Annotated in this window: 18 protein-coding genes; 4 read left to right on the top strand and 14 right to left on the bottom strand. The window is 62.5% G+C overall.

Going from position 1 to position 19,789, the window contains the following annotated elements:
• Positions 1 to 1,018 precede the first annotated feature (1,018 nt).
• The 5 genes from KUV41_RS04690 to dksA all read right to left on the bottom strand — a co-directional run bounded on the left by KUV41_RS04690 (position 1,019) and on the right by dksA (position 7,190).
• A complete protein-coding gene (locus tag KUV41_RS04690) occupies positions 1,019 to 2,416 on the bottom strand; it encodes a sigma-54-dependent transcriptional regulator (protein ID WP_206943906.1) in 1,398 nt (465 codons plus the stop codon).
• On the bottom strand, positions 2,394 to 5,387 hold the full coding sequence (locus tag KUV41_RS04685) for an ATP-binding protein (RefSeq protein ID WP_222483931.1): 2,994 nt from the start codon (positions 5,385 to 5,387) through the stop codon (positions 2,394 to 2,396). Before KUV41_RS04685 ends, KUV41_RS04690 begins: the two co-directional genes overlap by 23 nt.
• Positions 5,377 to 5,553, bottom strand: a complete 177-nt coding sequence (locus tag KUV41_RS04680) for a hypothetical protein (RefSeq protein WP_206943910.1) — start codon at positions 5,551 to 5,553, stop codon at positions 5,377 to 5,379. Before KUV41_RS04680 ends, KUV41_RS04685 begins: the two co-directional genes overlap by 11 nt.
• A 171-nt stretch (positions 5,554 to 5,724) precedes the next feature.
• The gene (gene gluQRS / locus KUV41_RS04675; protein WP_206943912.1) at positions 5,725 to 6,627 is read right to left on the bottom strand and encodes a tRNA glutamyl-Q(34) synthetase GluQRS; all 903 of its coding nucleotides are present in this window, start codon (positions 6,625 to 6,627) and stop codon (positions 5,725 to 5,727) included.
• 125 nt (positions 6,628 to 6,752) lie between these two features.
• Positions 6,753 to 7,190 (bottom strand): RNA polymerase-binding protein DksA, encoded by a 438-nt coding sequence (gene dksA / locus KUV41_RS04670; RefSeq protein WP_206943914.1) that lies wholly within the window; start codon positions 7,188 to 7,190, stop codon positions 6,753 to 6,755.
• Between the two features lie 297 nt (positions 7,191 to 7,487).
• Between dksA and KUV41_RS04665 the strand changes: the two genes are divergently transcribed.
• Both KUV41_RS04665 and sfsA read left to right on the top strand, forming a co-directional pair.
• On the top strand, positions 7,488 to 8,651 hold the full coding sequence (locus KUV41_RS04665; protein ID WP_222162485.1) for a pyridoxal phosphate-dependent aminotransferase: 1,164 nt from the start codon (positions 7,488 to 7,490) through the stop codon (positions 8,649 to 8,651).
• On the top strand, positions 8,651 to 9,409 hold the full coding sequence (gene sfsA / locus KUV41_RS04660; RefSeq protein WP_206943916.1) for a DNA/RNA nuclease SfsA: 759 nt from the start codon (positions 8,651 to 8,653) through the stop codon (positions 9,407 to 9,409). Before KUV41_RS04665 ends, sfsA begins: the two co-directional genes overlap by 1 nt.
• 25 nt (positions 9,410 to 9,434) lie before the next feature.
• On the opposite strand, the gene KUV41_RS04655 is transcribed toward sfsA, so the two are convergent.
• The 7 genes from KUV41_RS04655 to KUV41_RS04625 form a co-directional block, all read right to left on the bottom strand.
• Entirely contained in the window at positions 9,435 to 10,769 is a 1,335-nt protein-coding gene (locus KUV41_RS04655; protein WP_222483930.1) for a sigma factor, read from the bottom strand.
• Positions 10,759 to 11,202 (bottom strand): DUF4426 domain-containing protein, encoded by a 444-nt coding sequence (locus KUV41_RS04650; RefSeq protein WP_206943921.1) that lies wholly within the window; start codon positions 11,200 to 11,202, stop codon positions 10,759 to 10,761. The genes KUV41_RS04655 and KUV41_RS04650 overlap by 11 nt, the downstream gene beginning before the upstream one ends.
• Before the next feature lie 105 nt (positions 11,203 to 11,307).
• On the bottom strand, positions 11,308 to 11,904 hold the full coding sequence (gene metW, locus KUV41_RS04645; protein ID WP_206943922.1) for a methionine biosynthesis protein MetW: 597 nt from the start codon (positions 11,902 to 11,904) through the stop codon (positions 11,308 to 11,310).
• On the bottom strand, positions 11,894 to 13,069 hold the full coding sequence (locus tag KUV41_RS04640; protein ID WP_222484638.1) for a homoserine O-acetyltransferase: 1,176 nt from the start codon (positions 13,067 to 13,069) through the stop codon (positions 11,894 to 11,896). Before KUV41_RS04640 ends, metW begins: the two co-directional genes overlap by 11 nt.
• A gap of 55 nt (positions 13,070 to 13,124) precedes the next feature.
• Entirely contained in the window at positions 13,125 to 13,718 is a 594-nt protein-coding gene (locus tag KUV41_RS04635) for a YggT family protein (RefSeq protein WP_206943924.1), read from the bottom strand.
• Between the two features lie 20 nt (positions 13,719 to 13,738).
• Positions 13,739 to 14,563: a pyrroline-5-carboxylate reductase gene (gene proC / locus KUV41_RS04630; RefSeq protein WP_222484636.1), complete on the bottom strand. Its 825-nt coding sequence runs from the start codon at positions 14,561 to 14,563 to the stop codon at positions 13,739 to 13,741.
• Between the two features lie 129 nt (positions 14,564 to 14,692).
• Entirely contained in the window at positions 14,693 to 15,388 is a 696-nt protein-coding gene (locus tag KUV41_RS04625; RefSeq protein WP_222483920.1) for a YggS family pyridoxal phosphate-dependent enzyme, read from the bottom strand.
• A 65-nt stretch (positions 15,389 to 15,453) separates the two neighbouring features.
• Here KUV41_RS04625 and KUV41_RS04620 point away from each other — a divergent pair, with 65 nt between their 5' ends.
• A complete protein-coding gene (locus KUV41_RS04620; protein WP_222484620.1) occupies positions 15,454 to 16,536 on the top strand; it encodes a type IV pilus twitching motility protein PilT in 1,083 nt (360 codons plus the stop codon).
• A 72-nt stretch (positions 16,537 to 16,608) separates the two neighbouring features.
• Here the strand turns inward: KUV41_RS04620 and KUV41_RS04615 are convergent, their stop codons facing one another.
• Complete coding sequence (locus KUV41_RS04615) at positions 16,609 to 17,742, bottom strand: anhydro-N-acetylmuramic acid kinase (RefSeq protein WP_222484618.1); 1,134 nt, start codon at positions 17,740 to 17,742, stop codon at positions 16,609 to 16,611.
• 174 nt (positions 17,743 to 17,916) lie between these two features.
• On the opposite strand from KUV41_RS04615, the gene tyrS reads away from it, so the two are divergent.
• On the top strand, positions 17,917 to 19,119 hold the full coding sequence (gene tyrS / locus KUV41_RS04610) for a tyrosine--tRNA ligase (protein ID WP_222484616.1): 1,203 nt from the start codon (positions 17,917 to 17,919) through the stop codon (positions 19,117 to 19,119).
• 459 nt (positions 19,120 to 19,578) lie between these two features.
• Here tyrS and KUV41_RS04605 read toward each other — a convergent pair.
• Positions 19,579 to 19,789 (bottom strand): hypothetical protein (locus KUV41_RS04605; protein ID WP_222484609.1); only part of this gene is annotated, 211 nt, incomplete at its 5' end.

The following is a 19,789-nucleotide window of genomic DNA, read 5'->3' as shown; positions in this document are numbered from 1 at the left end:
CCGGATAGCAGAAGGGGAGGCCAAGGGCCTCCCCATCAAAGCAGGATGCAGCGTCCGTGCTGCTGATTCTTCTTCGTGATGGCGCATCGCCTTGAATACGCACCACAGTCACCAAGGAGGTTCAGGCAAGCAATGATATTGTTGTTATTGGCGCTCCTGACGGCGACCGCCTCGTATTCAAAACAATAATCCAACCACGACGGCATATGATGCCTCCCCTCGGCTTATTGTCATTGTTGCCGAGAGTGCGCTCTGACGACCTTGTTGCTTTTGTTGGTCGGTCGTCTGTGGCGCGTCGCGTCCTGGTACTCCGGGCTTCGTCGTATTGTTGTTGTTCGACGAATGTGCGCTGCGCTGGTCCCGTGTTGTTCTTGTTGTGGGGCCGCGTCGCCTAGTGCCCAATCCGCCTGCTTCATCATGAAGCGTTGTTGTTGTTAGGGCGGCGGATCTGATCGTGTTCTGACAGATTGTTGTTGTTGGCTGTCCACGATCGCCGGAATTTGTTGTTCTTGCCCAGACTTACTGCAGTTGTCGTGCCTACTTTGATTTTTTTCTTTTTAAACAGCGGCTTGTCTCTTTGTAGTTGGTTCGAGGCAAGCCGCCGGGTTGTTTGTGTTACCTCGGGCTACCCATTTTGGCGCACTCTTTTGGGTTGGATGGTAACAACCGGTGCATCAAGAGGTAGCTGGCGTGCAGGGCCTACAATGCCTGTATTGATCGCTACAGACACTTGCACCATGGTCGAATGAACCAAAGCAGGGGGCATGACAGGAGATCAGCGACATGCTGGCAGTGGAGTGTCTGGCGCCGATGAAAGCCCATTAGGCGCGGCATCGCGCGCCGGGTAGAGAGCGTCGGGCGCCAGGAAGAGGGAGGCGCAGCATCGGGCGCCAAGTAGAGAACGGCGCGGCGTCGGGCGCCAGGAAGAGAGCGGCGCGGCATCGGGCGCCAAGAAGAGAACGCCACGGCGTTGCCTCCAGCGCTGAAGGAAGGCGTCACCTGGAGCGTACGCTGGTCATCACTGGCGTCGAGCAGGGCGCTTTCGAGGTATACCGAGCCGTTGACGCCTTTCCCACAGGCATTTGCGAGAGATGCCCAGCTTGTTGGCGAGCTCGGTCTCGTTCATCTGGTCCTGGTGCTCCAGCACAAAGTGCTGAAAGTAGTTTTCCAGCGACAGGTCGTCGGCGTCACTCTGGGCGTCGCTGCGCGCGACGTCATGCTCCGCCAGGTTGGCCGCCGTCGGCAGGGGATCGGCAAGCGAGCGGGGTGTGACGGGCATGGCAAGGCCCAGGTCATCTGGATGGATCAGCTGGCCCTCGGCCAAGATGACCCCTCTTTCCAGGGCGTTTTCCAGTTCCCTGACATTGCCTGGCCAGGGGTAGTCCGCGATATCCCGGCGTGCGGCACGCGATAATCTCAGCTCCTCCCTCGCATGACGCTTGCAGGTCTTCGCCAGCAGGGCATCGGCGATCTCGAGGATATCGTCCTCGCGCTCCCTCAGCGGAGGAAGGTCGATCTGCATCACATTGAGGCGGTAGTACAGGTCGAGCCGGAAGTCACCGCTTCGCGACAGCGCCCGCAGGTCGCGATGGGTCGCTGCGACAAGCCGCACGTCCACGTGCCGGGTCTCCACCGAACCGATGCGGCGAATCTCTCCTTCTTGCAGCACCCTGAGCAGGCGCGCCTGGGCATCCAGGGGCAGCTCGCCAATCTCGTCCAGAAACAGGGTGCCGCCATGGGCGGCTTCAACCAGGCCGGTGCGGGCTGCGCTGGCGCCGGTAAAGGCCCCTTTTTCGTGGCCAAACAGCTCCGACTCGATCAGCGTTTCAGGAATCGCTGCGCAGTTGACGCAGATGAGCGGCGCGTTGGCACGCCGGCTCTGCTGGTGCAGTGCCCGGGCGACCAATTCCTTGCCGGTCCCGGATTCGCCCAGGATCAGTACCGTGACGTCCGCTGGTGCGGTCTTGCGGATACGGGTATAGACCGTCTGCATGGCAGGGCAGTTGCCGATCATGGTGCGCCGCTGGCCCGCCTCGTCGGCAACCGCGGGCGGACTGCTGCGCTGGCTGGACTGGCGGTGGAGGATGCGGGCAACGGTTTCCAGCAGCTCATCATGATCGAACGGCTTGGCCACGTAGTCGACAGCGCCTTGTTTCAGGGCCTCCACGGCGGAGCGCATGCTGGCGTAGCTGGTCATGATCAGCACCGGGCATGGCGAGGCCAGGGCAATCAGCTCGGTGCCGGGGGCTCCAGGCAGGCGCAGGTCGCTGATGATCAGGTCATAGGCCTGCAAGTCGCGCTGCTGGGCCTGTTCGACCGAGTCGGACTCCTCGACGTGGTGGTCATGTCGCTCCAGCAGGCGATGCAGAGCGGAGCGGATGATGGCTTCGTCTTCAACGATCAGGATTCGGCTCATGGGGTGCGGCGTCCTGGGCGGATCGATGGACAACGGGTGAACACAACCATACCTGAATTCGGGTCCCTCTGGCCTGCCCTGGCAGAGGCGATATGACCTCTACCTTGCCGTCATGTTCGGCGACGATGCTGACGACCAGCGCAAGCCCCAGGCCGGTCCCCTGGCCGGGAGGCTTGGTGGTGGCGAACGGTTCGAACAGGCGTGCGCGGATCTTCGGATCGATCCCTGGTCCGGCGTCGGTCACGCTCAGCCACGGACCTTCTTCACCCTGGCCTGCATCGATGAAGATGCTGTCGGTGGTGGGGCAGGCATCGCAGGCATTGGTGAGCAGGTTGACCAATACCTGTAACAGGCGTTGCTGGTCGCCATACACCTCGACGTGCGGGGCGCAACGATTGGCGTGCGCCAGGGTGGCGTCGGGGCGGGACAGGCGAAGCAGGTGCAGCGCCTGGTCGGCCAACTCCCTGGCTGACACCGTAGTGAATGCGTTGCCGCCGACATGTCTGCCGCCGTGGGCAAACCCCACCAGCGAGCCGACGATTCGCGAGACGCGTTCGGTCAGCACCTGAATCTGTTGGGCCGTCTCCAGCACGTGAGGGTCCGAGGTGTCGTAGCGCAAATTCTGTGCCAGTGAGGAAATTCCGGTGATTGGATTGCCGATCTCGTGGGCGACCCCCGCGGACATCTGCCCGATGGACGCCAGACGGGCGGCATGGATCAGCTCGTTTTCCAGCCATTTCATCTCGCTGTGGTCTTCTACCAGAATGACGGTGCCACCGGCGCTATCCGCGGGAGCCTCGGTATCCAGACGGGCCCGAAGCAGGCTGATGTAGCGTTCGCCCTGGGGCAGCGTCATGGCGTGGTGATAGACCCGTTCACGCTGTCCTGCCAGCACGTCCCCAAGCAGCGTGTTCCAGGGTGTCGGCAGGGCTGCCCGGTGCGCCCCGACCACCTCTTCTCCTGCAATGCCGGTGAGCTCGCTGAGGGCGTCGTTCCACATCAGGATCTCGTCATCGTCGCCGAAGGCGCACAGACCAACCGGAAGTCGGGCCAGCATGTGGCGGTGATGACGACGCAGCTCGTCCAGCTCACGGGCCATGCCGGTAAGGCGCGAACGGTAGGCCTCCAGCCGGTGTTCGACGAAGTGGATATCCTCCCGGGCCGGGGGGCCATCATGGCGGTAGGGAAGGTAGTGATCGACGATATCCTGGGCAATCGATGGCCCCATCAGGCCCGAGAGATTGGCCTGGATCCGCTCGCGCAGTCGTCTCAGGGCGTAGGGCCTGGCGTCATTGGCCGACAGACGCAGGCTGGCCAGGGCCTGGTTGACCTCGCGCTCGGCGACGTCTTCACCCAGGGCGCTAGCCAGGCGCTTCTTGGCGTCATCACCATCGGCGATGGACAGCGGCAGCCGCTTGTGGCGAATGACCGCATCGACCGAGCAGGCTTCGGCAGCGGCACGCTCCTGTGGGGACGTGGACGAGGCCAGGGACACCAGAATCAGGCTCAGGGCATTGAGCCCCAGCGAGGTCAGCGATACCTGATACCAATCGGGTAGAGGGGCAAGGCTGTCGCTACCCAGCAGACTCAGCAGGAGGTCAAGCGGTGCCAGCAAGGGGGGCAGCGGGGTAATCAAGGGCAGCCATAGCCCCAGGCACCATACCAGGGTACCCAGCCCGAGCCCCGTCATCACACCCTTGCGGTTGGCTCCCGGCCAGTACAGCAGCGCCAGCAGACCAGGCAGGCATTGGGCCATACCAATCACCGAGACCAGGCCCAGACGTGTCAGTTCGGTGGAGGCATCGACCGCCTGAGAGAAGCCCCACCCTGCGAGAATCACGGTGGCAATCAGGGCGCGTCTTAACCATCGCAGGCGACGGTAGAGATCGGGCTGTTCCACCGGGGGGTGGGCGATCAAGGCCAGATGGTTGAGCATCATTCCGGCCAGGGCCAGTGCGGTGAGAATCAGCGTGCCGCAGGTAGCGGCCAGCAATGCAATGAACGCTATCGCCTGCACGCTCGGTGATGTGGACAGTGCGAAGATGGCGTAGGTGGCGGTCTGAGCGCTATCGGCGACTCCCAGCCGCTGTGCGCCCCACAGGATCAGTGGCACCGGCAGGGCCAGCAGCAGTAGCAGCAGTGGCACTCCCCAGCCTGCCGCCAGCAGAGTGCGGCGACTCAGCGGCCGAGCGAAGCTGATATGGAACATGTGGGGCATCAACAGGGCGGAGCCAAAGAACAGCAGCAGCAGGGTTCGCCACTGGGCAGCATCCAGCTGGTGCGCCTGCTGCAGGTCGGCAGCCGGGCCTGATAGCCACTGTTCCAGCTCCCCTGGACCGGAAAAAATGGTATACAGCGCATAGGCCCCGAGCGCGAGGAAGGCGGCCAGCTTGATCAGCGATTCGACCGCCATGGCAGCGGTGAGACCATCGTATCTGCGGTGCGCGTGGGTGTGACGGGCACCGAAAAGAATCGCGAACAGCGTGATAATCGCGCAAAAGCACAGTGAGAGTAGCCAGGCGGGGGCCGCTGCGGTGACATGCTGGATGGCTTGTCCCATGGCCTGCGCCTGCATGGCCACCAACGGCATGGCGGCGGTCAGGCTTAATAGCGTGACGCTGGTACCGACCCAGCGTGAGCGAAAGCGAAAGGCAAACAGGTCGGCCAGGGACGACAACTGATGGGTGCGTGCCAGGCGCTGCAGCGGGACCAGCAGCACAGGGGCGAGCAGAAAGCTGCCGGCGGCCCCAAGCGAATATGCCAGATAGCCGTAGCCCCACTGCCAGGCGACACCGATGCTTCCCGCCAAGGCCCAGGCATTGGCGTAGACCCCCAGGGCGAGAATGCCGACGAGGGGGCTTCGACTCCAGCCGGCGGGAACCCAGTGGCGTTCTACTGCGGTAGCGACGGCAAACAGCACCACCAGATAGCCGAGACCCAGTAGCGTGACGGCGGCAGCTTCAGCGTTCATCCAGGGCCCGTTTCTGCTCCAGCCACAGGGTCAAGGCGATCAGCACACCCCAGATGAGAAACGGGCGGTACCAGGCACTGCCCTGTTGGCCCCAGCCGGTCATTAGCAAAGGGGACAGCAAATAGCCACAAAACACCAGCAACAGCATGACGCGATAGACGTACACGTTAGTCTCTCCGTCCCGGCAATGGGCGATGCGCTGCACGGATCAGGCCCATAGCGCCGAGCCCTGAACCCTGAGCACTCTCTTCTGAGCACTCTCTTCTGAGCACTCTCCTCTGAGCACTCGCCTTCAGGTCCAGGGTGTGCCCGTCCCCGTGCCCGCGCGTGGCCACCGTTACTCGGACGCTGTCACACCCAGCAGATCAGCGGATATGGCATGCGTCACCATGGCGTCAGGGCGCCATGCCCTGCAGGCGCTGACGAGCTGTTCGGCCACCGGCGCTGAGCGTGAGGCCGGGTCAGGGCGTTGGCCCAGGCAGGCCAGGGTGGCGTACAGCAGCTGGCGAATCTCGCGCTCAGTATCAGGTAGCGGCTTGGCCAGGTTCTGTTTGGACAGCTTCTGCCCATCCTGCCCCATTACCAGCGGCAGGTGAAGATAGCTCGGCGGCTCAACCCCCAGAGCCAGATAGAGCTGGAGCTGCCACGGGGTGTTGTCCAGCAGGTCCAGGCCGCGCACCACGTCGCTGATGCCTTGGTCGATATCATCCACTACCACCGCGAGCTGGTAGGCCCACAGGCCATCCTTGCGCTTGAGCACCACATCGCCCAGCGCTGCGGGGTCGAAGCGCTGATAGCCCTGAACACGGTCCTGCCAGCTGACAGGGCGCGCGCCCAGATCACTGCGCAGCCGCCAGGCACAGGCGATGTCGGGGCGTCGAGTGCCTTGGCGGCACCAGCCTGGGTAGATCCCGTAATCTCGCCATTGGCGACGCGAACAGCTGCAGCGGTAGGCCATGCCCTGCTGGGTAAGTCTGGCAAGCGCGGCCTCATAGGCGTGATCACGCTGGCTCTGATAGCGAACCTCGCCGTCCCACTCGAGGCCAAAGGCTTCCAGCTGCCTGAGGATGGTGTCGGCAGCGCCAGCCGGACAGCGCGGTGGGTCAACGTCCTCGATCCGCAGACTCCAGCGCCCTGCCTGATGACGTGCATCCAGGTAGCTGGCGACGGCTGCGACGAGTGAGCCCGCATGCAGTGGGCCTGAAGGTGTGGGGGCAAAGCGACCGTGGACGTGGGGCATGGAGCATTAACCCTGGTCGAGTGAAGGGCGAGAGGGATAGCGTGAGCGCGGCACGTCGCGTTCGGCAGATACGCAAGCGGGCACCCGCAGGTGCCCGCTTGGCGAAGGGACCGGCCCGGGTAGGGTCAGCCGCCGAGCTGTTTTTCCTTGAGCTCGGCCAGTGTCTTGCAGTCGACGCACAGGGTGGCGGTCGGACGGGCCTCGAGGCGGCGGATGCCGATTTCGACGCCGCAGGCCTCACAGAAGCCGTAGTCGTCCTCGTCGATCGCTTCGAGGGTTTCGTTGATTTTCTTCAGCAGCTTGCGCTCGCGGTCGCGGGTACGGAGTTCAAGGCTGAAGCCTTCCTCCTGGGTAGCCCGGTCGGCAGGATCGGCGTAATTGTTGGCTTCTTCCTGCAGATGACGAACGGTGCGATCAACCTCTTCCATCAGCTCCTGCTTCCAGCCCAGCAGGATCTGTCGGAAGTGCTCGAGCTGCTTCTCGTTCATGTACTCTTCGCCCGCGGCCGGCTCGTACGGGATGAACTTCTTGGGCGCTTCCGGCTTCTTCTGTGCAACTGGCATGGGATTGCCTCATTACTTTAGTGACTGCTGATCAATACCCCACGCAAGGCTAAGGTATCTCACGCCAAAGGGAAGGTTGTTTAGCTGATATTTAGCCTGAGTGCAACACTTTTGAGCGCTGTCCGCCGGTTTTGTGCCCAAAGTCTTAGGGGTTTCTCGATCAGGACAAGGAAGCCCTGTTTTTTGGCGGTGGGGAGGTGGCGACGGACGGCGCCGTGATTCCATGTTTCAATATGTGAGTTGGACCATGGGAAGTTGCCCAGGTTCGCCAGCAACCCCCTTGTTGGAGACGTCATAATGAGCTGGAATGCCCGGGTCGAGGGTGTAGCGCCGTTTCGCGTGATGCGTTTGCTTGAGTTGGCACAGCAGCGTGAAGCCGCCGGAGAGGATGTGATTCACCTTGAGGTCGGTGAGCCGGATTTCGAGACGCCTGCGCCGATACGCGAGGCCGGCGCCCGAGCGCTCGAGCAAGGCCATACCCGCTACACCCCTGCCACCGGCATTCCCGCCCTGCGGGAGGCGATCGCCCAGCACTATGCCGAGCAGTTTGCGGCCGAGGTCTCACCGCAGCGCATCATTGTGACCCCGGGGGCTTCCGGGGCCCTGCTGCTGGCCAGTCAGCTGCTGGCGGGGGCTGGAGATCGGGTGTTGATGGCAGACCCTAACTATCCCTGCAACCGGCACTTCATGGCGTTGGCTGGCGCAGAGGTCGATGCGGTGCCTGTAGGCCCCGATAGCGCGTGGCAGCTGAATGCCGCTCTGGTAGAGCGCCATTGGCAGACGTCGACGCGGCTGGCCATGCTGGCATCCCCCTCCAATCCTACTGGCCACGTGCTTGATCGGCAGGCGCTGGCGGACGTGGTGAGCTGCGTTGCCGAGCGGGGCGGGGAGCTGTTGGTCGATGAGATCTACCAGGGGCTCAACTATGGCGTAGCGCCGCAATCGGTGACCTCGCTGACGGATCGAGCCTTCGTGGTCAACAGCTTCTCCAAGTACTTCGGCATGACCGGCTGGCGCCTGGGGTGGTTGGTCGCGCCTGAGTCGGCCGTGGAGCCGCTGACACGATTGGCGCAGAATGTCTTTCTGGCGGCGTCTACGCCGGCACAACATGCTGCGCTGGCGGCCTTCACACCGTCCTGTCTGGCATTGCTCGAGGAGCGTCGGCGCGAGCTTGGCGAACGGCGTGATGCCTTGCTCAAGGGACTGGCGACGCTTGGGCTGGCACCCTCTTTGCCTCCCCAGGGGGCGTTTTATCTGTGGCTGGATATTTCCGCCTACAGTCACGACAGTGAAGCCTTCTGCCGGCGTCTGCTGGAGGAGGAAAATGTCGCCATTACCCCAGGCACCGACTTTGCCCTGAGCGGGGGGGAGCATCATGTCAGAATCGCTTTCACCACGGGGATTCCGCGCCTGCATGAGGCGGTCGAGAGGCTGTCGCGCTTTCTGGCGAGGCACGGCTGATGGACTATCCGCCGCTGGTGGGGGGCACCCTGCTTCGACGCTACAAGCGTTTTCTGGCCGATGTGCGTCTCGATGATGGCCGAGAGGTGGTGGCGCATTGTCCCAACACCGGGTCGATGCGCGCCGTGAACGTTCCTGGGGCTCGGGTGTGGCTGTCGGCCAGCGACAATCCGGCGCGCAAGCTGGCCTGGACCTGGGAGCTGATCGAACTGCCTGATGGTGACGGCGGCTCAGGAGTGTCACTGGCCTCGGTCCATACCGGGCGCGCCAACCGGATCGTCGAGGAGGCATTGGTCGAGGAGAAGGTGGTCGAGCTGAGGGGCTATGCCCAGTTGAAGCGTGAGGCCAAGATCGAGGATGCCCGCCTGGATTTCAGGCTGGATGACCCGGCTCGCCCACGCTGCTACGTCGAGGTCAAGCAGGTCACGCTGCGCGAGGATGATGGGCATGGTTACTTTCCCGACGCCGTCAGCGAGCGCGGACGCAAGCACCTTGAGACCCTGGCGCGGCTGGCCTCCCAGGGAGAACGGGCGGTGCTGCTGTTCCTGGTGGCCCATGAGGGCATCGATGACGTGGCGCCGGCACAACACCTGGACCCAGGCTACGCCAGCACCCTGCAACGGGTGACAGGCACTGGCGTCGAAGTGCTGGCCTATCGGATCTGTGCCTCACGGGATGAGCAGGGGAGGCCTCTGGCGCTGTCGCTGGACACGTCGTTGCCGGTGCGTGTCGACGGTCGCTACCCGCAATCCCGTTAGGCGACGCTGGGGCGTCTCGCTGGCGTCATGGTGACGGAGCCGGCTGGCACTCTGGCAGGGCCGCCAGAAAGCGTTCTATCGCAGAGGACCCGCGGGCATCGCCTGTGACCTGCTGCCACCAGTGACGGTGAACGCCCCTGATTCTGACCTGTACCTCAGGTATGCCGATGACCTGCGCCATGGCCATGCGATGCAGGCCCTTGTTGATCTTGACCAGATGCCCGTGGCGGTTGATGGCCGCCCCCAGCCGGTCTTTGCCCAGCCCCGCGTCAAAGCCAAAGCAGGCCATGGCCTCCATATACAGCAGGTAGCGGCGCAGGTAGGCCAGAATTCTCTCCGGGCGATCCAGCACCATGCCATCCGAGTGAGAGGCGACCGGTTTGCCGCGTGCCAGGCGCTCGGCCAATTGGTGGTAGCTGCGGCTGCCGCTGGGGGCGCGGCGGTGTTCCCAGATATCGGCGATAAAGTGCATGCGTCGGCTCGACAACGCATGGGTGGTGGGAATATCCCAGTCCCCATCCCATAGCAGCTGGTCGCTGATGCGATGGCGTTGACGTCGGTCGGGGAAGGACCGCGGATAGTGCACGTGCTGCAGCAGCCGGCGAGGATCCACGTTGACATCCAGGGCATCGGCGTAGCGAGCTTCGATGCCGCGACGGGGCAAGCCCCGCTGCTCTATACGTTGGCTGCCGGGTGCCTGGTTGAGCCAGGCGCTCAGCGCTAGCTGCTCCATCGGCAGCGTCAGCGAGCGGTTGACGACAACCTTGGCACGTTGCGCCAGCCTGGACAGACTCATGCGTGGGCCGAGGCTGGGGTCGAACAGGCTGGGGTCTGCCGGTTCGCCGCTGGGTGTAAGAGGCATGTCCCGCCCCGCATTCAGCAGGCTGATGGCCGTGCAAAGCCGCGCTTTCAGTGCGCTATCCACCGCTACCGGGGGAAGCTGCTGATACAGCGCCAGCAGGCTCTCAGGCGACGGCGATGGCGGCCGGCTCAGGGCCACCGGCAGGCTCACTTGATCCACATCCAGCTGCCATTGGGTGAGCGTGGGTGGCGCCGCGATGGCTTGGCATTGACTGGCAAGGCGCGAGGCGAAAATCTTGAGCAGCCACTGGTGAGGCGACTCGAGAGAAGGCTCGAACCGCCAGACGTTATGCCAGGCAATGACCAGGGTGTCATGAATGACGTCTTCCACGTCCTGGGCGGTCTCGAGAAACTGCTGGGACACGGCGCTGAGGTGAGGAACGACCAGGCACGCCAGGGACTCGAGGCCCTGCGTAGCGCCTGCAGCGCACTCATTCAGGGCATCGCCTAACGCTGTTGTTACGGGCGGCGCAGGTTGCTTGTCAGTATCACTGGTCACGATAGAACCGTTGTACAAAGCTCAGGGTTTCAGGAGCGGCGTTGCGATCCAGCTGGAGCAGCAGGCGAAAACGCATGGGGGCGCTGGTGTCGATGCTGAAGGTGGCGTAGCGCGAGATACCGTTACCTTCGCGCAGGGTACGAAAGGCCAGAGGGGTGTCATGGCTGGTGCCGACCACCGAGACGCTACCTTCCGTCGCGACGTTCAGCGCCTCGCCATCAGCGTCTCTCACACTCAGGGTAATCAAGCCCTGGTGAGGAGAGCGCTGGATACCGAGACGCCGTGACACTTCCTCGGGCAGGGCATTGCTGGCCATCACCCCGTAGTGAGCCTCGACATCGCCAAAACGCTCGAACTGCTGAGCGCTTGCCGTGGTGGTCAGGATCAACAACAGTGCCAGGGTTGCCGCGTAACGCCAGCCTCTGCCCTTCATGCTTGCCTCCTTATGTCGCAGTGGCTCCGTGTCGCGCTAGCTCAGTGCCGCACGAGCCCAGTGCCACAGTAGCCCAGTGCCACAGTAGCCCAGTACCGCGATGGCTCAGTCGTTGCGAGTCACGCGGAAAATGGCAATCTCTCCGAACAGGTTGGGCCACAGCCGCGACAGGCGTCTACCCTCGTGATCCTTGATGCCGACCGCGCGATCGATAATGGTTAGTCCCTTGTCCCGGCACAGCGCTTCGAAGTCGTTGAAGGTGGACAGGTGAATGTTGGGCGTGTCGTACCAGGCGTGGGGCAGCGACTTCGATACCGGCATGTAGCCGCGAAGCCCCAGGTGCACGCGATGGCGCCAGTAGGCGAAGTTGGGGAAGGTAATGATGCACTCTCGAGCCACACGCATCATCTCATCCAGCATCAGGTCAGGCCGCCGCAGGGCCTGCAGTGCCTGGGTCATGATGACTAGGTCGCAGGCATCATCTTCGAAGTTGGCCAAGCCATCGTCCAGGTTCTGTTCGATGACGTTGACGCCCTTCTCGACGCAGGAGGTGATGCCGTCCGGGTCAATCTCCAGGCCGTAGCCGGAGACGCCTTTGTCACGCGCCAGGGCGTGGAGCAGCGTGCCATCACCGCAAGCCAGGTCGAGCACATGAGCCCCTTCGGGGACCCAGCCGTGGATCAAGGTCAGGTCAGAGCGCATTGTCGTTCTCCTGGCGGGAGGTCAGTCCAAGGTCGTTGGCGACACGCTGCATGAACCCGGCGAAGACCGCCTGATAGCGGGGTTCCGGCATCAGGAAGGCATCGTGACCGTGGGGTGAGTCGATATTGGCAAAGCTGACCGATTTGCCGGCCCGAATCAGGGCGTTGACCAGCTCCTTCGACCGCGACGGCGGGAAGCGCCAGTCGGTGGTGAAGCTGACCACCAGAAAGGGACATTGAGCCGGGGCCAGCGCCTTGGCCAATTCGCCCTGGTGGGGGGCGGCGGGATCAAAGTAATCCAGGGCCTTGGTCATCAGCAGGTAGGTGTTGGCGTCAAACGAGGTGGAAAAGGCGTCGCCCTGATAGCGCAGGTAGGACTCCACCTGAAACTCGACGTCGAAGCCGAAATTGAGATCATCGCTGCGCAGGTCTCGACCGAACTTCGAGCCCATGGCGTCTTCCGACAGGTAGGTGATATGTCCCACCATGCGCGCCAGCTTCAAGCCGCGGCGTGGCAGCGTGTCATGATCAGCGTAGTGGCCGTCATGAAAGTCCGGGTCAGAGCGGATGGCCTGCCGGGCCACCTCGTTGAAGGCGATATTCTGTGCCGACAGTTTCGGTGTAGCGGCGATGACGACCGCATTGGCGATACGCTCTGGATAGGCGAGCGACCATTGCAGTACCTGCATGCCGCCCAGGCTACCCCCTACCACGGCTGCGAAGCGGGTGATACCGAGGCGGTCGGCAAGGCGTGCCTGGCTGTCGACCCAGTCGCATACCGTGACCATGGGAAAGTCGGGGCCCCAGCGTTGACCGGTTTCCGGATTGATGCTGGAAGGACCGGTGGAGCCATGGCAGCCGCCGAGATTGTTCAGCGAAATCACGAAGAAACGGTCGGTATCGATGGACTTGCCGGGGCCAATGTGGGCATCCCACCATCCTGGCTTGCGGTCGCTGTCGTCGTGGTATCCCGCTGCGTGGTGGTGACCTGACAGGGCATGGCAGATGAGGACCGCATTGCTGCGGTCTTCATTGAGCGTGCCGTAGGTCTCGTAGACCAGATCATAGGTCGTGAGCGTCTTGCCGCAGACCAGCGGCAGTGGGTCGTCGAAGTGCGCCATTTGCGGCGTCACCAGTCCGACCGAATCGCGAGTAGGCTCGGGCATCAGTCGTATGTGTCCAGTGCAAGTTGGTGTTGTCGTGGGCCTGACGTCTGCGGTACTACAGACCGACCAGCATGCCGGAAATACCGGCAGCGCGAACCAGCGAGCCCACCACGATCCCATCGATCAGATTGATGCCGATGAAGACCACAATGGGTGACAGGTCCAGCATTCCCAGTGGCGGAATGACGCGACGGACCGGTGACATGATCGGCTCGACCAGTTGCATCACCAGTAGCGCGCCGGGGTGGCTGGCGTTAGGCGCGACCCAGCTTAGAATGATCATCACGATCAGCGCGAAGAAATAGATCTTCAGAATGGCGCTGGCCAAGGCGGCAACGCCGGCAATGGCAAGTCCGTCCAGGTTGGGCATGCCCACGCCAGCCAACTGCAGCAGAATGACGATACTGATCACCTTGACCAGAAAGCCTGCCGCCAGCGTCGCCAGGTCAAAGCGCCCCATCACCGGCCCAAGAACGCTTTGAAAGGGGCGGACGACGGGCTGGGTGATCTTGACCACCGACTGGCTCAGCGGGTTGTAGTAGTCGGCCCGTGATGCCTGCAGCAGAAAGCGCAGCATCAGCAGGAACATGAAGATGTTGATCAGGGTGTTGACCAGCAGCAGGCCGGCATTTCCCAGTTGACTGCCCATGTGGGCTCCTCCGTCTTGGTTTAACTCTTGCCGAGTTCGGCGGACATTTCCTTGGCACGCTGGGCGCAGGCCTGCATGGCGCCATCGACCGCTTGCCGCAGTCCTGCCTGTTCGAGATGCTCTATGGCCTTTTCTGTGGTGCCGCCCGGCGACATCACGTTGCGCTTGAGCTCACCCGGGGGCTTGTCACTGCTCATGCCCATCGCGGCAGCACCGTAGGCGGTCTGCATGGCGAGTCGGCGTGCAGCATCGGCATTGAGCCCCAGCTTGATGGCCGCTTCTTCCATCGCCTCGAACATCAGGAAGAAGTACGCAGGAGCGCTGCCAGATACCGCCGTGACGGCTTCCAGTAGCGACTCCTCATCGACCCACTCGACGATACCAACAGCGCTCATCAAGTCACTGACCGCGTCGCGTTGTTCGTCGGTGACGCGCGAGTTGGCATAAAGACCCGAGGCGCCCTTGCCGACCAGCGACGGAGTGTTGGGCATGCAGCGCACGACAGGCAGGTCGCCACCCAGCCATTGTTCCAAGGTCTCGGCGCTGAGGCCAGCGGCGACCGACATGATCAGTGGCTTTTTCGCTTGAATGCCGTCTTTCAGAGTCTCGCATACCTGTCGCATGATCTGTGGCTTGACCGAAAGCACTACCACATCGGCATCCGCGATGGCGGCCATGTTATCGGTGGTGGTGCGAATGCCCAGGGTATCGGCGAGGGGGGCAAGCGTACTCTCTCGTGTGGCGGTGGCGGTGATGGCGTGGGCGGGATAGCCGCTGTGGACCATTCCGCCGAAGATCGCGCTTGCCATGTTGCCGGCGCCGATGAAGGTCACGTTACGGGCCATGCGGTGCTCCTTGGATGTTGAGCCGATGTTTGTGCCGGTGTTGAAACCGGTGTGGGAACCGCTGTCGACACCTCGAGCGATGCAGATGCCGTGCCGCAGTCCAGGGGCTGAGACCTGTGCTGCTGTTCGCTACTGGCGCGAGCCAAAGATGGCCGTGCCCAGCCTGACCATGGTGGCGCCTTCTGCGATGGCGGCCTCCAGGTCTGCGCTCATTCCCATGGACAAGGTATCAAGTGGCGCTTGCGGCAGCTGTTCGCGCAACGTAGCGAGTGCCGATGCCAGCTGTCGAAAGGGCTGGCGCTGGGCCTTGGTGTCGTCGCAGGGGGCCGGTATGGTCATCAGCCCGCGTAGCTGTAGGCCGGGCAGGGCGGCGACCTGCGCCGCCAGCTCGGGAAGATCCTCAAGGCCTACGCCGGACTTGGACGGCTCGTTGCTGACGTTGACCTGCAAGCAGATGTTCAGGGGCGGCAGGTGTGCAGGGCGCTGCTCGCTCAAGCGTCTGGCGATCTTGACGCGGTCAACGCTGTGAACCCAGGCAAAGTGCTCGGCAACGTCACGTGTCTTGTTGGACTGCAGCGGCCCGATGAAATGCCAGCAGATAGCGTCACAGTCTTCCAGCGCCTTCTGCTTCTCCAGCGCTTCCTGCAGATAGTTCTCGCCGAAATCGCGCTGTCCCTGCTCATAGGCCTCGCGGATCATGCTGGCGGGCTTGGTCTTGCTGACAGCCAGCAACAGGGCATCGTCAGGCCCGCGCTGAGCCGCTTCAAGCGCCCGCAACATGCGTGTTTGGGCTGAGATCAAGGATTCAGTGATCGTCGTGGTCATCGGCCTGGGTCTGTCCTATGGTGGGGCTCCCTGCCCTGGATCAGGGCGTAAAGCCTGGTAAGCCCATGGATATTACCGAACTGCTGGCACTCTCGGCAAAGCAGGGCGCCTCGGATCTGCACCTGTCCGCGGGGTTGCCGCCCATGATGCGGGTCCATGGTGTCCTGAGTCGTTTGCCCGGCCCGCCTCTTGACGATGCGCTGGTCAGGTCCCTGTTGGATGCGGTCATGGCAAGCGACGTGCGCGACCAGTTCGCACGCACCCAGGAGGCGGACTTCTCTCATCATATTCCGGGCCTGTCGCGCTATCGTGTTAACGCCTTTGTGCATCAGCGAGGGGCTGCTGCGGTACTGAGGGCGATTCCTGATCGAGTTCCCTGCTTGAGTGACCTGGGGATGGGGGAGGTCTTCGAGCGATTGGCCGCGCTGCCACGAGGCCTGGTACTGGTGACAGGCCCCACCGGCTCCGGCAAGAGCACGACCCTGGCGGCCATGATTGATCACATCAATCGACATCGCCACGACCACATCCTGACCATCGAAGACCCTATCGAGTTTATCCACCAGAGCCAGCTTTCGTTGGTGTCACAGAGGGAAGTACACCGTCATACCCAGAGCTTTGCGGTGGCGCTGCGCAGTGCTCTCAGAGAAGACCCCGATGTGATTCTGGTGGGAGAAATTCGCGACCGAGAAACAGCGCATCTGGCGCTGACCGCTGCCGAGACGGGCCACTTGGTGTTTGCCACCTTGCATACGGCGTCGGCGGTGAAGACGATCGACCGTCTTATCGACACCTTTCCAGGCGACGAAAAGGAGGCCGTACGTGCCATGCTGTCGGAGTCATTGCAGGCCGTCATTTCCCAAGCCCTGTTGCCAGGCACCCAGGGAGGGCGAGTCGCCGCGCGAGAGATCCTGCTGGTCAACCAGGCTATCCGCCATTTGATTCGTGAAGGCAAGCTGGCACAGGTGTATTCGGCCATGCAGACCGGCGGTCAGGCCGGCATGCAAACCCTGGATGCCGACCTGGCGACACTGGTGGCGAAGGGTAATGTGTCTCGGGAGGTGGCGCAGCGTTTGTCGCGTGAGTCGCTGGCACCCCAGGGCGACTCAGCTGGCAGTTGGGGTGAGCCGCGGGGCGGATGGTCCTGAGTCTGCCTGAGGGGCGGGACGAGGCATCCCTTGTGCCAGCGGGAACGCCCTCGTCCTCGGAGCGGTATGACGTCAGCGTGAGTAGATGCCGCCCAGCACCCGCGCTCCGCTGGCGCCGGTGACAGAGGGCAAGTTACCGGCCAGGTGTTCAATCCTGGCATAGGCTAGCCAAGCGAAGGCTGCGGCCTCGAGCCAGTCGGCGGGCCAGCCCAGGGCTTCGCTGTCGAGGACCCTGGCCTGCGGTAGACGCCGTTCAATTCTGGTCATCAGGTCGGTGTTGCGCGCGCCACCTCCGCAGGGGATGAGGTCGATATCACGAGGAGCATTCAGCTGCTGGCATACCATCTCGATGCCCATGGCCACACTGGCGGCGGTCAGCTCAGCCAGCGTGGCTTGAACGTCCTGGGCAGTTTCACGGCCGCTGAGACGAGACTCGGCCCAGTCCAGATGGAACAGCTCGCGACCGGTGCTTCTGGGAGGCGCCTGATGGAAGTAAGGCTCCGCCAGCCAGCGCTCCAGCAGCTCTGTGTCTACCGTCCCACCAGCCGCCCAGCATCCTTGGGCGTCGAACGGCTGCTGGTGGTGGCGTTCGTGCCAGGCATCGAGCAAGGCGTTGGCGGGACCTGTGTCAAAGCCCAAGGGGGCGTCCTGCAACGTCAGCGGGGGAAGCAGGGTCAGGTTGGCGATGCCGCCAAGGTTCAGCACCAGGCGCCAGCGCTCGTCATGGCGAAAGACCTGCTGGTGAAAGATGGGCGCGAGGGGAGCGGCCTGACCGCCAGCGGCAAGGTCGCGGCGACGAAAATCGGCGACAACACTACATTGGGTCAGCTCGGCCAGGCGGCTGGGATTGTCGAGCTGCAGCGTGTAGGGCGGGGCGCCGCTAACGTGGCCGTAGGGTGCGTGTTCGATCGTCTGGCCGTGGCTGCCTATTGCGGTAATATCGGTGGCGCCCAAGCCTTGCTGCTTGAGTAGCGCGCTGACGGCGGCGGCCTGACACTGGCAGAATGCTTCCTCGGCAGCGGCCAGGTCGGCGAAGGCGACGCAGTCGGCATGGGCCAATTGCCACAGTTGACGGCGTAAAGCATCTGGCATGGGGTGGCCCAGGCTTCCTTCCAGAGAAGGCTCGCCTTGGTCATCTATGTGCACCATGGCGGCATCTATACCGTCCATGCTGGTACCTGACATCAGTCCGATGAAGCGTTGCATGGTGTCGTCGTCTCAACCGCTGGAAAGGTTCATGGTAACATCGCCGCCACTATTGAAACCTGGTGCTGGCGCAACCTGATGTTGGCGTCGCGCCGCTGTTTGGTCATGAATGAAGGGCCCCGCTGACACAAGGGGGTGGCCGACATAGCTGAAGTGAGGAGTGGAGTGGATACCATGAGCGAAGTGGACGAGGCCCTGGCGCTGATACAGCGCGGCACCCACGAGATTCTTCTGGAAGACGAGCTGAAGAAAAAGCTCGCCTCCGGTCGCAAGTTGCGGATCAAGGCGGGCTTCGATCCTACTGCGCCTGACCTTCACCTTGGTCATAGCGTGCTGCTGACCAAGATGCGCCAATTCCAGGACCTGGGCCACGAGGTCATTTTCCTGATTGGTGACTTCACTGGACGTATCGGTGATCCGACCGGCAAGAACGTGACGCGCAAGCCTCTCACTGAAGATGAGGTCAAGGCTAACGCTCAGACGTATAAAGAGCAGGTCTTCAAGATCCTCGACCCCGAAAAGACGGAAGTTCGCTTCAATGCCGAGTGGTTCTCCCAGATGAGTGCAGCCGATATGATCGAGCTGGCCGGGCAGACCACGGTGGCGCGCATGCTCGAGCGAGACGACTTCGAGAAGCGCTACAAGGGTGGGCAGGCGATTTCCGTGCACGAGTTTCTGTATCCGCTGGTACAGGGCTACGACTCGGTCGCGCTGAAGGCGGATATCGAGCTCGGTGGGACAGACCAGAAGTTCAACCTGCTGATGGGGCGCGAGGTCCAGAAGCATTTTGGACTTGAGCCTCAAGTCGTGATCACCATGCCGCTGCTGGAAGGGCTGGATGGTGTGCAGAAGATGTCCAAGTCACTGGGTAACTATGTTGGCGTGGATGAGGCTCCCGGGGCGATGTTCAACAAGCTGGTGTCGATGCCTGACAGCTTGATGTGGCGCTATTTCGAGCTACTGTCGCTCAAGGACAACGCTGAGATTGAAGACTTGCGTCAGCGTATCGAGCGCGGAGATAACCCTCGTGACATCAAGATGGAGCTGGCTCGCGAACTGATCGCTCGCTATCACGGCGAAGAAGCCGCTGCCAACGCGCACAGAAGTGCCGGCAATCAGTTGGCAGAAGGTGAGCTGCCTGAAGACCTGCCTGAAGTCGAGGTGAGCTTCGAGGACAGCGAGCAGGCGCCTATCGCCGCGGTACTGAACCGTTCAGGTCTGGCCAACAACAGTGCCCAGGCGAAGGACATGCTGGGCAATGGCCGCGTCAAAGTCGACGGAGACGTGGTGGCCAAGGACACCATGCTGGCGGTCGGCAAGAGCTATGTCATTCAGGCTGGCAAGAAGCGTTACGCCAAGGTGAACTTGACGCGCTGAACACACACGGTGTGACGGTAAATGTACACGACGCTCGCCGATGGCGAGCGTCGTGCGTTGGTAGCGTTTGCAGAGTACGCCTTGCGCCACCGACGCTATGGACCTGCCTGATATGGCCAGATGTCATTTCGGCCTGCCGGCCGGAGTGCGAAGCGCTGGGGCCACCGCTCCGAAGGTCTCGTAAGGCAGAGTGAAGACGTTCGACCAACACTCCTATAGCGCTAGATAGTGGCTGGTGGTTCTTCGGCTTCGGCTGTTCTTCCGCCTGGGTAGTTCGTCCACAGGGAGTGAGCGAGACGTGGGTGTGGATAAGTTGCCAGGGAGGGCTGTTCACTTTTTTTACGTTAGGCTATTGCCAAGCTGCCTCGAGATCCGTAAAGTACGCATCCGCTGCCGGCGACGAGCAAACGTCACAGGCGGTGAAGAGTGGTAAAAGTAGTTGATTTGGAAAGGCTTTTTTTAGCTTCTCGGAAAAATCACTGCTTGACGAGCAACGAGAAATCGGTAAAATGCTCGCCACTTGATCGGGGTCGTCGACAGGGCATCAAAGGGTGCGCTGAAGCACGCTTCGCTCTCTTTTGAAGTCTGCGAGCATCGCTTGCAGGACGCAAAAGAAAGCGCTTGACGAAACGCTTCGATTCTGTAGAATACGCCTTCCTCGCAGGGCGCT

It is taken from the genome of Halomonas sp. DP8Y7-1 (genome assembly GCF_019801685.1).
Taxonomy (GTDB): domain Bacteria; phylum Pseudomonadota; class Gammaproteobacteria; order Pseudomonadales; family Halomonadaceae; genus Halomonas; species Halomonas litopenaei_A.
The sequence above is the reverse complement of the archived record's forward strand: the minus strand, read 5'-3'. Positions and strand labels throughout refer to the sequence as shown.